The organism is Enterococcus sp. AZ091, from assembly GCF_051714805.1.
Classification (GTDB): Bacteria; Bacillota; Bacilli; order Lactobacillales; family Enterococcaceae; genus Enterococcus_D; species Enterococcus_D gallinarum.
In genome coordinates this window covers 2,472,839-2,488,714 of sequence record NZ_JBIOSO010000001.1, presented here as the reverse complement: position 1 = coordinate 2,488,714, position 15,876 = coordinate 2,472,839, and the positions used below count along the sequence as shown (strand labels likewise).

Sequence of the window (15,876 nt, the reverse complement as noted above, 5' to 3'; positions counted from 1 at the left end):
AATGGCCTACGAAACATTTGCTTTTGTCTATGACGAAGTAATGGATTCCAGTCTCTATCAAAAGTGGCTGGATTTTTCTTGCCGTCATTTAGGTGAAAAAAAACAAATTATGGAACTAGCCTGCGGAACAGGTGCATTAGCAGTAGAATTCGCAAAAGCGGGTTTTGATGTAACCGGCTTAGACCTTTCAGAAGAAATGTTGATGATCGCCAGTCAGCGGGCGGAACAAGAGGATACGCCCATCCAATTGGTAGAAGGGGACATGCTGGATCTGACAGATGTGGGAACCTACGAAGCGATCACTTGTTACTCTGACTCAATCTGTTATATGGAAGATGAGCAAAGTGTCCAGCAAGTTTTCGATGGGGTTTATAACAGTTTGCGTGACGATGGGGTATTTATGTTCGATGTACACTCAACGTACCAGATCGATGAAGTATTCCCTGATTACAGCTACCACTATCAAACAGATGAGTTTGCCTTTCTCTGGGAAAGTTACCAAGGAGAAGTTCCTCACAGCATTGAACATTTTTTGACTTTTTTTGTGCAAAATGAGGATGGAACTTTCCAACGAATGGATGAACTACACCGAGAACGCACCTATTCGCTTGAAAGTTATCAGCGGATGTTAGAAAATGCTGGCTTCTCTGAAATCGAAATGTATGCAGACTTTATTGATAGTCCGCCAAATGAAAAGAGCCGTCGTTGGTTCTTTGTCTGCCGCAAGCTTTGATTGTTTGCGGTTTTTTTAGATTAAAAAGAACTTAAATTTTTTTGCTGATGGGAGAAAGGAGTGGAGAAATGCAAGCATGCGGTATTGTTGTAGAGTATAATCCTTTTCATAATGGCCATGAATTTCATGTCCAGCAAGCTAGAAAAGCATCCGGAGCGGATGTTGTTGTGGCGGTGATGAGTGGCAACTTTTTGCAGCGAGGAGAACCGGCAATCGTTGACAAATGGCAGCGTGCTCGAGCTGCACTCGAAAATGGCGTGGATCTAATTGTAGAATTACCGCCGGCTTGGTCAGTTCAATCAGCTGATTTCTTTGCAAAAGGAGCAATTAGAATTCTGCAATCATTGGATTGCTCCTTTTTATGTTTTGGAACGGACGCTCCCGAACCGTTTGATTATGAAGCATTTGCGCATTTTGAGCAAAACAATCAAGAAGTCATCGACCAGTTTTTTCAAGAGAATGCTTCTGAGAACCAAACCTATACACAAAAAATGCATGCGGCTTTTGCAGCAGTCTATCCAGACTTTTTGGCAGAGGCTCATTTGCCTAATCACATATTGGGCATGCGCTATGCTCGTGAAACGTGTCAGTATCCATCACCAATGAAACTGTTTCCGATTTCAAGGAAACAAGCGGCCTATCACTCGCAAGAATTGTCTGGTGGGATGATTGCCAGTGCGACGGCTATTCGCAAAGCTGTGAAGGCAGGTCAAGAGATTAAAGGGTACGTTCCTGAAAGTGTAAGAAATGATTTATTAGACCAAACGATTGATTGGGAGTTTTTTTGGCCATTGTTGCAGTACCAACTTATCGCAACCCCTCTTGAACAATTGCGAACCCGGTATCAAGTGACCGAAGGATTAGAATATCGGATCAAAGATTGTTTACACGCCACTTCTTTTGCGGAATTTATGGCACTTCTGAAAACAAAACGGTATACTAGAACTAGACTTCAGCGGTTGATGTGTTATCTATTGTTTCAAGCAACCAGTGAAGAAGTCCAACAAGCGCAAAAGAATACCGGGATTCGTATTTTGGGGTTTACAACAGCAGGTCAAACTTATTTAAAGCAAGTTAAAAAGAAGACAGACCTGCCGCTCATTTCTAAATTTGGCAAAAAGGAAAGCGAGCGTTTTGGGTATTCTTTACGGGTAGATCAAATCTATCAGTTGGCATCACCACAGATTGTAGAACAAAATTTTGGCCGTTCCCCTATTTTTCTAAAGAATTGAACTGAAATTACTTCACAGAACAGGAAATCACAAGTATAATGATTAAGGAATTTTGATTATAAAGAAAGCGAAGTGAAATTATGGGTCGTAAATGGGCAAATATCGTAGCAAAGAAAACTGCTAAGGATGCAAACAATAGCCGAGTTTATGCAAAATTTGGAATCGAAATCTACGCGGCAGCAAAATCAGGTGATCCTGATCCTCATGCGAACCAAAAATTGCGCTTTGTTATTGAACGTGCAAAAACATACAATGTACCAAAACACATCATTGACCGAGCAATTGAGAAAGCAAAAGGTTCAGGGGATGAACAATACTCCGAATTGCGTTATGAAGGGTTCGGACCAAATGGTTCAATGGTTATCGTCGATACATTGACGAATAATGTTAACCGTACAGCAGCAGACGTACGAGCAGCTTTTGGTAAAAATGGCGGAAACATGGGTGTTTCTGGCGCGGTTGCTTACATGTTTGATAATACGGCATTATTTGGTTTTTCTGGTACGGATGCAGATGACATCTTAGAATACTTGATGGAAAAAGACATCGACGTGCGCGATGTTCTTGAAGAAGATGGTCAAATCATCGTCCATGGAGAACCTAGTGATTTTCATGTGATTCAAGAAGCTTTAAAAGAAAAAGGAATTACTGAGTTTTCAATTGCTGAGATGCAGATGATTCCTCAAAATGAAGTCACTTTGACTGGAGAAGATCTTGAAAAATTTGAAAAAATGATTGATGCATTAGAAGACTTAGAAGATGTCCAAAACGTTTATCATAATGTAGCAGACAGCGAAGAAGAATAAAAGTAAGACATCCTTGAAAGTTTATCTGTGCTTTCGGGGGTGTTTTTTTACTTTCATTTTTATCGTTTTCAAAAAACAAAGGGGTATTTCTTTTGGTTTAATCGCTTTTTTTATGTTATTATTTAAGTAATTAGCAGTATGAGCAAGAAGGGAGCGGCAGAGTTGGAAGAAAAAATCGTTTTAGAGCCTTTTGATCGGATTTTAAGCGGATACGATAAATTAGCAGAAGTATCTGTCTCAGTTTCTGATTGTTCTGCACTGTGCCGCAAATACAAAAAATACGGTGTAGAGGGATACCGTTTGGGCGGCTTTCGTGGAGCCACCTATTTGAATCGTTACTTGAATGTGACGGTAGATCGTGCGCCTTTACTGATTTATAAACGGAATTTTTTGATCCCGCTGGTTTTTCGAGTATCAGAAGCGTCCCAACGCTTATTTTTGGACAATTATCGGATGGAAGGCTTTTTCTTGTTGTTAGAGTGGCTGCTGCATCATCGTCCAGAAAAAGCAATCATTGATTTTCAGAAAAGTAGTCAAATTGATCCTGAAAGGGAATATGTGATCGACAGTTCTTATATTGCTTTTCGTTTAACAGAAATTCTAGATGGTTCTGGTTTTCCCCTCAGTCACTTTACAGATGTCGAACAATTTATGGAATGGAACCGGATCTATCGATTGATCGACAATGGCAGTATTGGAAAACATAGTAAAATCTTTGATCCTGACAATGAAGAAAATGTTTCAGAACTTCAGATGATTTTGACGATTGTCGCGATGAAATATCCAGAAACGAGACTCTTTATCGGTGAATTGAAGGGGTGATCGAACCCTGTAAAAAAATGACAAAACAAATACCGATCAAACAAGGCTTTTGTCGAGAAGAATATTGTTTGATTGATCATTTATCGCTAAGCAAAAACGAGAGCAAGGGATTGTCCGCTTGCTCTCGTTTTTTTGATGTATCAATCGCTTTCCTTAAAGCAATTGTAATGCGTAGGTTGCGGGATCAGCTTTCTCTAGCAATTGATTGGTGTTATTTTGCAAAACAATCAATTGGTGCATGGCACGGGTCGCCATGGTATAGAAGATCAATTGATCTTGCTCCGTCACAAAAGAAGTCCCATACGTCCATAAGAATACTTGATCAAATTCCAACCCTTTAGCTAAAAAGGCTGGAAAAATCATGATTTTACGTTTCATAAAATCTTCCTCTGAAGTAATTAATTGAACTTGATCCTGCATCTCTTCAGAGAGCTGGGCATAAAGCGCTCGGCAGTCGGCAGCTGTCTTACAGATGATAGCTGTGCGCCAGTGTGACTGTGATTTGGTTAATGCTTGCTGCAAGTAGTCCAGACCAACTGTTTCGTTCTCGGTTTGAATGACTTGAGGGAGAGCCCCTTCGCGTGCTGTCAATTCAACTTGATCGGAACCAGTTAAGAATTGGTTGGCAAAATCCGTGATTTCTTTCGTTGAACGATAGCTGGTTTTTAATTGATACCGAGTCACGCTGTCAGCAGGAAACAACTCTTCCAACGAACCAACGATCGTTTCATTACCGTAGACCTTTTGATTTAAATCACCACATAAAGTAATTCCGGCTTTAGGATATAATTGACGTAAGAGAGCCACTTGAGCAGGCGGAAAATCCTGCATCTCATCAATGAAAATAAACCGTGCTTTTTCATCCACATAGATTGGGTAAAGTTGTTTGATCAGCAAAAAGAATAGCACGGCATCTTCTTGGGTCAATTGGCGTTGCCGCAGACCTTCTCGCAGAAGTCGGAGATGTTGTTGCCAATCTTCGTCACGGATCGCTTGATCGTCTAACAACGTCTTAGGAACTGCCTGTAAGAAATGTAAATACTGCTTGGTTTGGTTGATAAACTGGTATTGTTTGACACCACGAGTTAGTGAGCGGAATTTTTTCTTAACGATTTGCTGCCGGATTTGCTTACGCAATCGGCGTTCATTTTCTTCGGTGTACTCCTGATAAGGATCTTTGGCAAAATGTTGCTGCAACTGCTCTTCGGTTGCTTCTTTGACCCAATCTTTTTTGGCCTCATCTTTTTCAAGACCACCGATTTTTTTCAGTAATTTTGTTTGTAATAATTGACTCCGTTGATACAAAGGAAGCTCTTGATTTGTTTCTTGATACCAACGACGGATTTGTTCTTTCGTAATGTATGTCTGTCCTTGAATTTTTAAATCACGAAATAACGGACCGATCGCAGAAATCTTCTGTACGTATCGTTGAATCAATTTGACAAGTTTCAGACTGCTTTTGATCTTTTCAATCCGATCGTCTGCTCCTGATAAGAAAGTTTCTTCTAGCTGTGTTTCTTTTGTGATTTGGAAATTGGGCAGAGCTCTTTGGATGAAATGGTGGAACGTACGTGTTGGCACTTCACTTTCCCCAAGAGAAGGCAAGACCATTGAAATATAATCAGAAAATAAATGATTGGGAGAGAAAAGCAAGACTTGTTCTTCATCCAGCCATTTGCGGTTGCGATAAAGCAAGAACGCCACCCGTTGCAACAGTGCCGATGTTTTACCACTGCCGGCAATTCCTTCAATCAGCATGAACTTGCTAGTAGTATCACGAATGATCTGATTTTGTGCTTTTTGGATCGTTGAGACAATATTTTTCATTTGAGAAGAAGAGGCTTCGTCTAAAATCTCCAGCAAAAACTCATCATTGATGATTTCTGACGTGTCCACCATAGACAAAATCTGGCCTTCTTGAATTTTGAATTGACGCTTCAGCAACAACTCAACTGTAAAGCGATCGGTTTCTGTTTCATAAAACGTTTCGCCTAATTCTCCTTCGTAATATAAATTTGCGATAGGTGCCCGCCAATCGATGACAATTGTTTCTTCTTGCTGATCCCTTAAAGAGGCGATCCCTAGATAAAGTGTTTCTTTTTCTTGTTCTTCCTGAAAATCAATTCTGGCAAAATAAGGATTGCTAGCCATTGTTTCCAATGTTTTGACCCTTTTCTCTTGAGATTCCGCTGTTCGATATTTTAACAGCAATTCTTGCTCGTGTTGCTGATATTCAACAACAGATTCGTAAAAAGCTTCGCTGTCACCACCACGAATCTTCTTTTCGGAAATCTCTTTTAACTGATCCTCCATTTTTGTAGCCAAGTCCGCTTTTTGCTGCGCTAAGACCATTTGTTCTCTTCGAATCAATGCGATCATATCATCGACATGTAGTTGTTCTTTTTGACGTTCGTTCACAAGGAATCCTCCTTAAAAAAATTGCGACATAAAATTATAGCATATAATCTTTGCAAATGTCGTCTGAAAAATCGTTCTATGGTAAAATTTAAGTATGCTTTTGAGATCAATTGGATCAAAGAAAGGGAGGATACCTGTGCGGAATGAAGCTGAAATGCTAGCAGTGATTTTACGAGTTGGTCAAAAAATAGGTGTCCAAGCAATCGCAATCTCTGGGTCCCGGCGAGAACCTGATGCAATAAGCGATCGGTTTCAAGATTATGATATCGTTTATATTGTTGACAATATGCAAGAACTAATAGCAGAACCTAGCTGGCTGGAAGAATTCGGACAGATCATGATCATGCAGACTCCAGAAAGTTCTGTGCTTTCGCAACCCTCTTTGGGAGGACGTTTTACATTCTTGATGCATTTTGAAGATGGCAATCGCATAGACTTGATGCTTTGCCCGGTTGAATTGATCCATTTGTTGCAAGCTGAACCCTTTCTTGAGCGTCTCTATGATCCAAAAGAACTTCTGCAGGGAATGACAGTTCCTGATGCCTCTATCTTTTGGATTAAACCACCGACAGAAAAAGCGTTTCATGACAGTTGTAACGAATTTTGGTGGGTAGCGATTTATGTCGTCAAAGGGCTTGTCAGAAATCAGCTTTTCTATGCCGCCGACCATTTGTACCAAATTTGCTGGCAAGAGTTGCTTCGGCAATATGACTGGTATCTAGCGCATCAAGCAGACTATTGTCTCAGTACCGGAAAGAGCCATAAATATCTTCAAAGTTATTTATCAGAAGAAGAGTATGAGCGGTTGACGGCACTTTGTTTTTCATCTATTGAAACTTGCGGCGAATCATTATGGAAAATCGTTCAACTATTTGATGAGATTGCTCGTTATGTAAGCAGACAACATCAATTTTTGTACCATGAAGAGGAAGCCAGTAAGGTGATGAAGTATGTTCAAAAATGGCATTCGAGAAAATGGCGTGAAGATCTAGCCAAATGAAATGGAAGAATCTTTAGATTGTCAGAAACGCTTATTCTTGATAAGGGACAGTCATTCGATAATAGAGCAGGTTATTGCAGAGCATAATTAAGAAGCGTATACTAATGAACAGAGGAGTGATGACTATGCCATTTATTCATGTAGAATTAGTAGAAGGCCGATCGCAAGAACAATTGACCAATATGATGAAAGAAATCACTGAAGCAGTCCACAAAAATACTGGGGCACCTAAAGAACATATTCATGTCATTATCAACGAGATGAAAAAAGGACAGTATGCAGTTAATGGTGATTGGAAATAATTTACTTGATTTTTTAAGCAGATAGTGGTTAAATGAAGCCATAATTGATTGATGAAAAAGACACCTGAATTTGAGAGTCTTCGATAAGAGAGGGAAATCACGGCTGAAAATTTCCTGGAAGAAAACCAATGGATGACCACTTTTTCAAACCTTTGTTGAAACAAAGGCGGTCGTACCGTTATCCCGTCAAAGAAATACAGCGTTGTTGTATTTGAAATTAGGTGGAACCACGAAATCTTCGTCCTAGTATCGTTATCTGATACTAGGACTTTTTTTGGTTCGAATCATTCATTGATCAAATAAATCAGTAGGGGGAAAACAAATGACACTAACAATTACATTCCCAGATGGGGCGAAAAAAGAATTTGTAGTTGGCATCACAACAAAAGAAATTGCTGAAGGAATCTCTAAAAGTTTAGCGAAAAAAGCCTTAGCAGGAAAGGTCAATGGTCAGTTGATTGATCTTGATCGAGGGATTGAAGAGGATGCACAAATCGAAATCGTCACACCGGATCATGAGGATGCTTTAGGCTTGGTTCGCCATTCAGCAGCTCACTTAATGGCTCAGGCGATGCGTCGCCTTTATCCAAACATTCATTTTGGCGTGGGACCAGCTATCGATACAGGATTCTATTATGATACAGATAATGGAGAAAGCCCTGTAACTGCCGAAGATTTACCAGCAATTGAAGCAGAAATGATGAAAATCGTGAAAGAAAATCTACCGATCGAACGTCGTGTATTATCGAAAAAAGAAGCTTTAGAACTATTTGCTGAAGATCCATATAAAGTAGAATTGATCAGTGAACTACCAGAAGATGAAACGATTACTGCCTATCAACAAGGAGAGTTTGTTGATCTATGCCGCGGGCCTCACGTGCCATCAACAGGACGGATTCAAGTGTTCAAACTTTTATCTGTGGCAGGAGCTTACTGGCGTGGAAATTCAAATAACCAAATGATGCAACGGGTCTATGGAACAGCGTTCTTTGACAAAAAAGAGTTGAAAGAATTCATTCGTTTACGAGAAGAAGCCAAAGAGCGGGATCACCGCAAGCTAGGGAAAGAGTTAGACTTATTCATGCTCTCTCCAGAAGTTGGTGCTGGTCTACCATTTTGGTTGCCAAAAGGTGCAACCATTCGTCGTACCATTGAACGCTACATCGTGGACAAGGAAGTAAGCTTGGGTTACCAACACGTTTATACACCAATCATGGCCAATGTTGATCTTTATAAGACTTCAGGACACTGGGATCATTATCATGAAGATATGTTTCCGCCAATGGACATGGGAGATGGGGAAATGCTCGTTCTTCGTCCAATGAATTGCCCCCATCATATGATGGTCTACAAAAACGATATTCACTCTTATCGTGAATTGCCGATTCGAATCGCTGAATTAGGGATGATGCACCGTTACGAAAAATCTGGCGCTCTTTCTGGGTTGCAACGGGTTCGGGAAATGACTCTAAATGATGGACATACATTTGTTCGTCCTGATCAAATCAAAGATGAATTCAAACGGACTTTGGATTTGATGGTTGAAGTCTATAAAGATTTCAATGTAACAGATTACCGCTTCCGTTTAAGCTATCGTGATCCAGAAAACAAAGATAAATACTTTGATGATGATGCGATGTGGGAAAATGCCCAAACCATGCTGAAAGCAGCGATGGATGAATTGAATTTGGATTATTTCGAAGCAGAAGGGGAAGCAGCGTTCTATGGTCCAAAATTAGACGTTCAAGTAAAAACTGCTTTGGGCATGGAAGAAACGCTTTCCACGATCCAATTAGATTTCTTATTACCAGAACGTTTCGACTTAACTTATGTTGGTGAAGATGGTGAAAATACACATCGTCCCGTCGTGATCCATCGCGGGATCGTTTCAACAATGGAACGTTTCGTTGCCTACTTAACAGAAGTTTACAAAGGCGCATTTCCAACTTGGTTGGCACCGATCCAAGCAACGATCATTCCTGTTTCAGTCGATGCACACAGCGATTATGCTTATGAGATCAAAGAACGTCTTCAATCACAAGGTTTACGTGTGGAAGTGGACGATCGCAATGAAAAAATGGGCTACAAAATTCGCGCATCACAAATGCAAAAAATTCCTTATCAGTTAGTTGTCGGAGATCAAGAAGTCAAAGATGCAACTGTCAATATTCGTCGTTACGGCAGCAAAGAAACGAACGTTGAAGAACTAAATATCTTTGTTGATGCAATGGCAGCAGAAGTAAAAAATTATAGTCGCGCATAAATCAATTAAAAGGATTGTAATAAAAGGATTGTAATAAAAGGTTTGTAATAGAAGCAAAAAATGAGACTATCCGAATGACAGTGGGAATAAAGTGTTTGTCCAGCTGGCGTTATTACTGGTGACTAGTTGGAGATTAACAGCATCCCCAATGTCCTTCAGAGGTTTCGTTTATTAAAAAGCTTAGATTACATCCTTTTTTTTCATTATTATTGAAATAAATTTCCTTTAAAAGGACTTTCTACTTTTTTGGATTGGTGTATAATTGGAAGAAAAGTAAAAAGATTCAATCTTTTAGAAGGAGTAACCGATGTATCAAAATTATCAATCCAAGAAAAAGTCCATTTTAATGGTGATTTTACTAACTATTATTACTTGCGGCATCTATTCACTTTTCTGGCTATACCAAACCACGCAAGATTTGACAGAATATAGTGAAGATTATCGCCTTACCCCAGGCATGTCTGTGTTGTTGACGATCATTACTTGCGGGTTGTACCAAATTTATTGGTGGTATCGAATCGCGGACATTTTTATCACTGCACAGGAAAAAACGAAATTTCCACGTATCAATGATAATAAAGTGTTGTTTGTTGTCTTAGCGATTTTTGGTTTGGACATTATCAATATGGCCATTTTACAATCGGATATGAATCAAGTGTGGGAGTCTGCAGATTCTGCAAGCCAATCAGTTACTCAAGACACTGATGATTGGACCGATTATTAATGTGTCCGTTTAAACTGCTGACGGGGGTTCCTTGCCCTGGATGTGGAATGACTCGCGCCTATTTGCATCTTTTTGAAGGTGACATACAAGGCGCTTTTTATTTTCATCCACTTTTTTGGCTCATTCCTTTGCTAGTGCTACTTGTCATTTTCTGGAAAAAGCCCATGGTTCAGCGTATCAATCAAAATCGCTACTTTTGGCTTGGACTGATGATTGCTGTTCTGGGCGTTTATGGCTATCGCATGTGGCACTTTTTTCCTGATCAAGCGCCGATGGACTTTGATCCGAAAGCTTTGCTTCCACAAGTCATCACGAAGCTTGTCGCCTTCATTGCTTGAATCAAGAAAGACAGCTGCCTATTTTGAGATAGAGGGAACAAGGAAGTATTCTGAAGGAAGAAATCTTAAGAAATAGGATGTAAAATTTTCAGAAAAAGCCACAAAATGCTAGGATACTTGAATTTGTTAGTAAACTATGTTATATTTACATAGTAATGATACTTAGAGTGAGTGAGCGTTTTTTTCGCTCACTCTTTTTAATGGAATGAAGTTCGTTTCGTTGAGAAATAAAGGAGGCGATGTCGTGTGAGTACAGTGGTGGAAACTGTCACAACAATTGTGACCCCCATTCTGGAAGCGCAAAATTTTGAATTAGTTGAGGTAGAATTTGTTAAGGAAGGAAAAAGCTGGTTTCTAAGGGTGTTTATTGACAAAGAGGGCGGAATCGATATTGAAGAATGTGCCTTTGTCAGTGAACAACTGAGTGATAAATTGGATGCCTGTGATCCAGATCCGATCCCACAAGCCTATTTCTTAGAGGTATCCTCGCCTGGTGCTGAACGCCCCCTCAAAAAAGAAGAGGACTATCACCGTGCAGTTGGAGAATATATCCATCTTTCCTTGTATCAGCCGGTGGAAGGCGAAAAGCAATTTGAAGGCTTTTTGCAGTCCTTTGATGAAGAACAACTAGTCATTAAGATTCGAATCAAAACAAGAGAAAAAGAACTAACGATCGAACGGAAAAATATTGCCAAAGCTCGTTTAGCAATCCAATTTTAAACACGGAGGAATGGAAGAATCATGAGTAAAGAAATGTTAAATGCACTTGATGCATTGGAAGCAGAAAAAGGCATTTCAAAAGAGATCGTCATTGACGCATTGGAAGCCGCGTTAGTGTCAGCGTACAAACGTCATTATGGTCAAGCGCAAAATGTAGAAGTTGAATTTGACCAGAAAAAAGGCAATATTCACGTTTATGCAGTCAAAGAAGTGACCGAAGAAGTAATGGACTCTCAATTGGAAGTGTCTTTGAAAGAAGCCATGACGATCAATCCTGCTTACGAGATTGGCGATAAGATCCGTTTCGAAGTGACCCCGAAAGATTTTGGCCGGATAGCTGCTCAAACAGCAAAACAGGTCATTTTGCAACGGGTGCGCGAGGCAGAACGGACAATCATCTACAATGAATTCAGTGCCTATGAAAAAGATATCCTGCAAGGGATCGTTGAACGTCAGGACAATCGCTATATCTATGTGAACCTTGGAAAAATCGAAGCAGTATTATCAAAACAAGATCAAATGCCAAATGAATTCTATCAACCTCACGATCGGATCAAAGTATTTGTTTCTCGGGTCGAAAATACTTCGAAAGGGCCTCAAGTTTTTGTAAGCCGTAGTCATCCTGATTTATTACGCCGTTTATTTGAACAAGAAGTACCGGAAGTTTATGATGGTACAGTTGAAATCGTCAGCATTGCCAGAGAAGCAGGAGACCGCTCTAAAGTAGCTGTGCGCTCATTTGATGCTAATGTCGATCCTGTCGGAACTTGTGTTGGTCCAAAGGGACAACGGGTTCAAGCAATCGTCAATGAATTAAAAGGTGAGAACATGGATATTGTTGAGTGGAATGATGATCCAGCGGTATTTATTGCAAATGCATTGAATCCAGCAGAAGTGACTGATGTTATTTTTGATGTGGATAATCCGAAAGCTTGTACGGTGGTCGTACCTGATTATCAGCTATCGCTTGCCATTGGTAAACGAGGACAAAATGCCCGTTTGGCTGCGAAATTGACTGGCTTTAAGATCGATATCAAATCGGAGTCAGACATGGAAGAATTTTATGCAAAATTAGAAGAAGGCGCCTATATCGATGAAGGCGAGGCTGTTGAAAGTCAAGAAAGCACTATCGAAGATAATGAGTCTTACGACGAAATGATCATTGCTTCTGATATGACGGCAGACGATTACGAAAACATGGATTTTGACGAAAAATAAGTCAAGGAGAGATCGCGATGAAAAAACGAAAAATTCCTTTACGAAAATCTGTTGTTTCAGGGGAAATGATTCCCAAAAAAGAAATGCTGCGCATCACCCGTTCGAAAGAAGGAACCGTTGCGATCGATCCATCCGGCAAGATGCCGGGTCGAGGAGCGTACATCGCTATCGAACCAGAGGAAGCGCAATTAGCTTGGGATAAGCGGATCTTGGATAGAGTATTAGAGACGAAATTGTCAGATGAATTTTATCAAGAACTCTTAGACTATGTGACGCATCAAAAAGCCCGAAGAGAGTTATTTGCAAATGAATAAACAAAAAGCATTGAATATGTTAGGACTAGCCATGCGTGCTGGGAAATTGATCACTGGCGAAGAGATGACGTTAAAAGAGATTCGTCAACAACGAGCAGCTCTCGTACTTGTCGCTAGTGACGCTGGTAAAAATACACAAAAGAAAATAAAGGACAAAAGTTCTTATTATGAAATTCCGCTCCTAGATACATTTTCTGCCGATGAAATCAGTTCAGCTATTGGCAAACCGCGAATGGTGGTGGGCATTCTAGATGCAGGATTTGCAAAGAAGGTGCAGGAATTAATATTAGGTTAGGAAGGTGATTGCATGGGAAAAAAAAGAATTTATGAACTTGCAAAAGAATGGAACAAATCGAGCAAAGAGGTTGTTGAAAAAGCACAATCTTTAGGCTTTGATGTGAAAAATCACATGGGCGCGATCTCAGATGGAGAGGCGCAAAAATTGCGGCAGTCATTAGGCGGCAATCCAAATGATCGATCATCAGCAAAACCAACTCCCGCAAATCAGAAACCAGCCAACCAGCCGGAAAAACAAGAGCAAAAGAAATTTAAAACGCAGAGAAATAATCCTAACTTCCAGAACCGACACAATAATCAAGGGCAGCGGAACACGACGAATTCTCGTCCTAATGGTCAAGGACAACCCAACCGCCCAACAAGTCAAAGCAACGGATCAACAAATCAAGGAAGTAATCGACCAAATAACCAAGGAAGTCAAAATCGAGTGAATAACCAAGAAAATCGTAACAATCAAGGACAACAAAATCGTCCAACGAACCAAAATAGAACACAAGGACAACAAAATCGTCCAAATAATCAAACCACAAACAATCGGCAAGGACAGCAAAACCGTCCAACGAATCAATCAAGCAATAAACCCGGACAACAAAACCGTCCTAGCGGTCAAGGGCAACAAAATCGCCCAGCACAGGGACAACAAAATCGTCCGAACCAAGGAAATCAAAGTCAAAATCGCCCAGCACAAGGACAACAAAGTCGTCCAAACCAAGGGGCTAGCAGTCAAGGACAACAAAGCCGTCCAGCTGGTGATAACCAAAATCGCGGTGGAAATCAAAACCGTGGTAAGTCAAACTACAACGGACGCAACAATAATTTCAATAACAATAACCGCAACAAGTTTAACAAAAAAGGGAAAAAAGGTCGTCAACAGCAAGAGAAAAAACCACCTGTTCCAGCACGTAAATTCCGTGAATTACCAGAAGTATTGGAATATACAGAAGGCATGAATGTAGCGGATATCGCGAAAAAAATCTATCGTGAACCTGCTGAGATCATCAAGAAGTTGTTTATGATGGGAGTTATGGTCAATCAAAACCAACCATTGGATAAAGATACGATCGAATTGTTAGCAACTGATTACGGTATTGAACCACAAGAAAAAGTTCAAATCGACATCGCGGATATCGATAAATTCTTTGAACCAGAAGAACAAAACAAAGAAAATCTTGTTTCTCGTCCGCCGGTAGTTACCATCATGGGACACGTTGACCACGGGAAAACAACGTTATTAGACACATTGCGCCATTCTCGTGTGACAAGCGGAGAAGCTGGTGGGATCACGCAGCATATCGGTGCTTATCAAATCGATATCGATGGCAAACCAATTACTTTCTTGGATACTCCTGGACACGCGGCCTTCACAAGTATGCGGGCACGGGGAGCAAGTATCACTGATATTACGATTTTAGTTGTAGCAGCAGATGACGGTGTAATGCCACAAACTGTCGAAGCAATCAACCATGCTAAAGCAGCAAAAGTACCAATCATCGTTGCGGTTAACAAAATCGATAAGCCAGGTGCGAACCCGCAACATGTCATGCAAGAATTAAGTGAATATGAATTGATTCCAGAAGCCTGGGGTGGCGATACCATCTTTGTAGAAATCTCTGCTAAATTTGGTCAAAATATTGAAGAATTGCTGGAAATGATTTTACTTGTTGCTGAAGTAGAAGATTTGAAAGCAGATCCATCACAACGGGCGATCGGTACAGTGATCGAAGCTCGTCTGGATAAAGGAAAAGGTCCGGTTGCTACCTTATTGGTACAGCAAGGAACGTTACATGTAGGTGATCCTATCGTCGTCGGGAACACCTTCGGCCGAGTTCGTGTGATGACCAACGATTTAGGACGTCGGGACAAAACAGCGGGACCAGCTACACCAGTTGAAATTACCGGATTGAATGATGTGCCGCAAGCGGGTGATCGATTCGTTACATTTGAAGACGAAAAGACAGCTCGTGCAGCAGGGGAAGAACGCGCGAAACGCGCCGTGATGGAACAACGCGCTTCCAGCAGCCGGGTAACGCTTGACAATCTGTTTGAAAGCCTAAAAGAAGGCGAATTAAAAGAAGTCAATGTAATCATTAAAGCGGATGTTCAAGGTTCTGCTGAAGCGTTGGGTGCTTCATTGAAGAAAATCGATGTAGAAGGCGTTCGGGTCAATATTGTCCATTCAGCAGTTGGAGCAGTCAATGAAAGTGACGTGACACTTGCAGCAGCAAGTAACGCGATCATTATTGGTTTCAATGTGCGGCCAACTCCGCAAGCTAAACAACAAGCCGAAGCCGAAGAAGTCGATATTCGTTTACACCGAATCATTTACAAAGCTATCGAAGAAATCGAAACAGCGATGAAAGGGATGCTTGATCCTGAATTTGAGGAAAAAATCACTGGTCAAATGATCGTTCGTGAAACCTACAAAGTTTCTAAAGTTGGTACGATCGCCGGTTGTTATGTAACGGAAGGCAGCATTCGCCGTGACAGCGGTGTGCGGGTAATCCGTGACGGCATCGTGATCTATGAAGGAAAATTAGCTAGTTTGAAACGTTTCAAAGATGACGTGAAAGAAGTAAAACTAGGCTTTGAATGTGGTGCCATGATCGAGAAATTCAATGATGTCAAAGTAGACGATGTGATTGAAGGCTACGTAATGGAAGAAGTACCAATGAATTAAGACACTAGTTAT

At 40.7% G+C, this 15,876-nt stretch carries 15 protein-coding genes; 14 read left to right on the top strand and 1 reads right to left on the bottom strand.

All coding sequences use genetic code 11. The features are described from left to right. The first annotated feature begins 1 nt into the window (after position 1). From IGJ28_RS12255 to IGJ28_RS12240, 4 genes are all read left to right on the top strand, one after another. A complete protein-coding gene (locus tag IGJ28_RS12255) occupies positions 2–733 on the top strand; it encodes a class I SAM-dependent DNA methyltransferase (RefSeq protein WP_021149847.1) in 732 nt (243 codons plus the stop codon). Positions 734–801: 68 nt separating this feature from the next. Further along, the gene (locus IGJ28_RS12250; protein WP_252711358.1) at positions 802–1,965 is read left to right on the top strand and encodes a nucleotidyltransferase; all 1,164 of its coding nucleotides are present in this window, start codon (positions 802–804) and stop codon (positions 1,963–1,965) included. An 80-nt stretch (positions 1,966–2,045) separates the two neighbouring features. Then, entirely contained in the window at positions 2,046–2,771 is a 726-nt protein-coding gene (locus IGJ28_RS12245) for a YebC/PmpR family DNA-binding transcriptional regulator (protein WP_003126366.1), read from the top strand. Positions 2,772–2,933: 162 nt separating this feature from the next. After that, on the top strand, positions 2,934–3,593 hold the full coding sequence (locus IGJ28_RS12240) for a hypothetical protein (protein ID WP_081132191.1): 660 nt from the start codon (positions 2,934–2,936) through the stop codon (positions 3,591–3,593). Between the two features lie 153 nt (positions 3,594–3,746). On the opposite strand, the gene helD is transcribed toward IGJ28_RS12240, so the two are convergent. After that, on the bottom strand, positions 3,747–6,011 hold the full coding sequence (gene helD, locus IGJ28_RS12235; RefSeq protein ID WP_252711357.1) for an RNA polymerase recycling motor HelD: 2,265 nt from the start codon (positions 6,009–6,011) through the stop codon (positions 3,747–3,749). Between the two features lie 136 nt (positions 6,012–6,147). On the opposite strand from helD, the gene IGJ28_RS12230 reads away from it, so the two are divergent. The 10 genes from IGJ28_RS12230 to infB all read left to right on the top strand — a co-directional run bounded on the left by IGJ28_RS12230 (position 6,148) and on the right by infB (position 15,864). Then, a complete protein-coding gene (locus IGJ28_RS12230; protein ID WP_252711356.1) occupies positions 6,148–7,011 on the top strand; it encodes an aminoglycoside 6-adenylyltransferase in 864 nt (287 codons plus the stop codon). Positions 7,012–7,136: 125 nt separating this feature from the next. Further along, complete coding sequence (locus IGJ28_RS12225) at positions 7,137–7,313, top strand: 2-hydroxymuconate tautomerase (protein ID WP_005471289.1); 177 nt, start codon at positions 7,137–7,139, stop codon at positions 7,311–7,313. A 322-nt stretch (positions 7,314–7,635) separates the two neighbouring features. After that, positions 7,636–9,576, top strand: a complete 1,941-nt coding sequence (thrS, locus tag IGJ28_RS12220) for a threonine--tRNA ligase (RefSeq protein ID WP_252711355.1) — start codon at positions 7,636–7,638, stop codon at positions 9,574–9,576. A gap of 307 nt (positions 9,577–9,883) precedes the next feature. Continuing rightward, entirely contained in the window at positions 9,884–10,300 is a 417-nt protein-coding gene (locus tag IGJ28_RS12215; protein WP_003126374.1) for a DUF4234 domain-containing protein, read from the top strand. Then, on the top strand, positions 10,285–10,638 hold the full coding sequence (locus IGJ28_RS12210) for a DUF2752 domain-containing protein (RefSeq protein ID WP_034704326.1): 354 nt from the start codon (positions 10,285–10,287) through the stop codon (positions 10,636–10,638). Before IGJ28_RS12215 ends, IGJ28_RS12210 begins: the two co-directional genes overlap by 16 nt. A gap of 246 nt (positions 10,639–10,884) precedes the next feature. Beyond that, positions 10,885–11,358, top strand: coding sequence for a ribosome maturation factor RimP (gene rimP, locus IGJ28_RS12205; protein WP_003126376.1), 474 nt, complete (start codon positions 10,885–10,887; stop codon positions 11,356–11,358). Positions 11,359–11,379: 21 nt separating this feature from the next. Further along, on the top strand, positions 11,380–12,576 hold the full coding sequence (gene nusA, locus IGJ28_RS12200; protein ID WP_438845417.1) for a transcription termination factor NusA: 1,197 nt from the start codon (positions 11,380–11,382) through the stop codon (positions 12,574–12,576). A gap of 17 nt (positions 12,577–12,593) precedes the next feature. Then, positions 12,594–12,890 carry an RNase P modulator RnpM gene (gene rnpM, locus IGJ28_RS12195; RefSeq protein WP_003126378.1) on the top strand — a complete coding sequence of 99 codons (297 nt, stop codon included), beginning with the start codon at positions 12,594–12,596 and terminating at the stop codon, positions 12,888–12,890. Next, positions 12,883–13,185 (top strand): YlxQ-related RNA-binding protein, encoded by a 303-nt coding sequence (locus tag IGJ28_RS12190; protein WP_005471295.1) that lies wholly within the window; start codon positions 12,883–12,885, stop codon positions 13,183–13,185. Before rnpM ends, IGJ28_RS12190 begins: the two co-directional genes overlap by 8 nt. Positions 13,186–13,197: 12 nt before the next feature. Next, positions 13,198–15,864: a translation initiation factor IF-2 gene (infB, locus tag IGJ28_RS12185; RefSeq protein ID WP_252711898.1), complete on the top strand. Its 2,667-nt coding sequence runs from the start codon at positions 13,198–13,200 to the stop codon at positions 15,862–15,864. Positions 15,865–15,876 lie beyond the last annotated feature (12 nt).

Bases quoted from the DNA above. Each gene is read 5' to 3' on its own strand.
- IGJ28_RS12255 (WP_021149847.1), top strand. From the start codon at position 2: ATGGCCTACGAAACATTTGCTTTTGTCTATGACGAAGTAATGGATTCC.
- IGJ28_RS12250 (WP_252711358.1), top strand. From the start codon at position 802: ATGCAAGCATGCGGTATTGTTGTAGAGTATAATCCTTTTCATAATGGC.
- IGJ28_RS12245 (WP_003126366.1), top strand. From the start codon at position 2,046: ATGGGTCGTAAATGGGCAAATATCGTAGCAAAGAAAACTGCTAAGGAT.
- IGJ28_RS12225 (WP_005471289.1), top strand. From the start codon at position 7,137: ATGCCATTTATTCATGTAGAATTAGTAGAAGGCCGATCGCAAGAACAA.
- thrS (WP_252711355.1), top strand. From the start codon at position 7,636: ATGACACTAACAATTACATTCCCAGATGGGGCGAAAAAAGAATTTGTA.
- IGJ28_RS12215 (WP_003126374.1), top strand. From the start codon at position 9,884: ATGTATCAAAATTATCAATCCAAGAAAAAGTCCATTTTAATGGTGATT.
- nusA (WP_438845417.1), top strand. From the start codon at position 11,380: ATGAGTAAAGAAATGTTAAATGCACTTGATGCATTGGAAGCAGAAAAA.
- rnpM (WP_003126378.1), top strand. From the start codon at position 12,594: ATGAAAAAACGAAAAATTCCTTTACGAAAATCTGTTGTTTCAGGGGAA.
- IGJ28_RS12190 (WP_005471295.1), top strand. From the start codon at position 12,883: ATGAATAAACAAAAAGCATTGAATATGTTAGGACTAGCCATGCGTGCT.
- infB (WP_252711898.1), top strand. From the start codon at position 13,198: ATGGGAAAAAAAAGAATTTATGAACTTGCAAAAGAATGGAACAAATCG.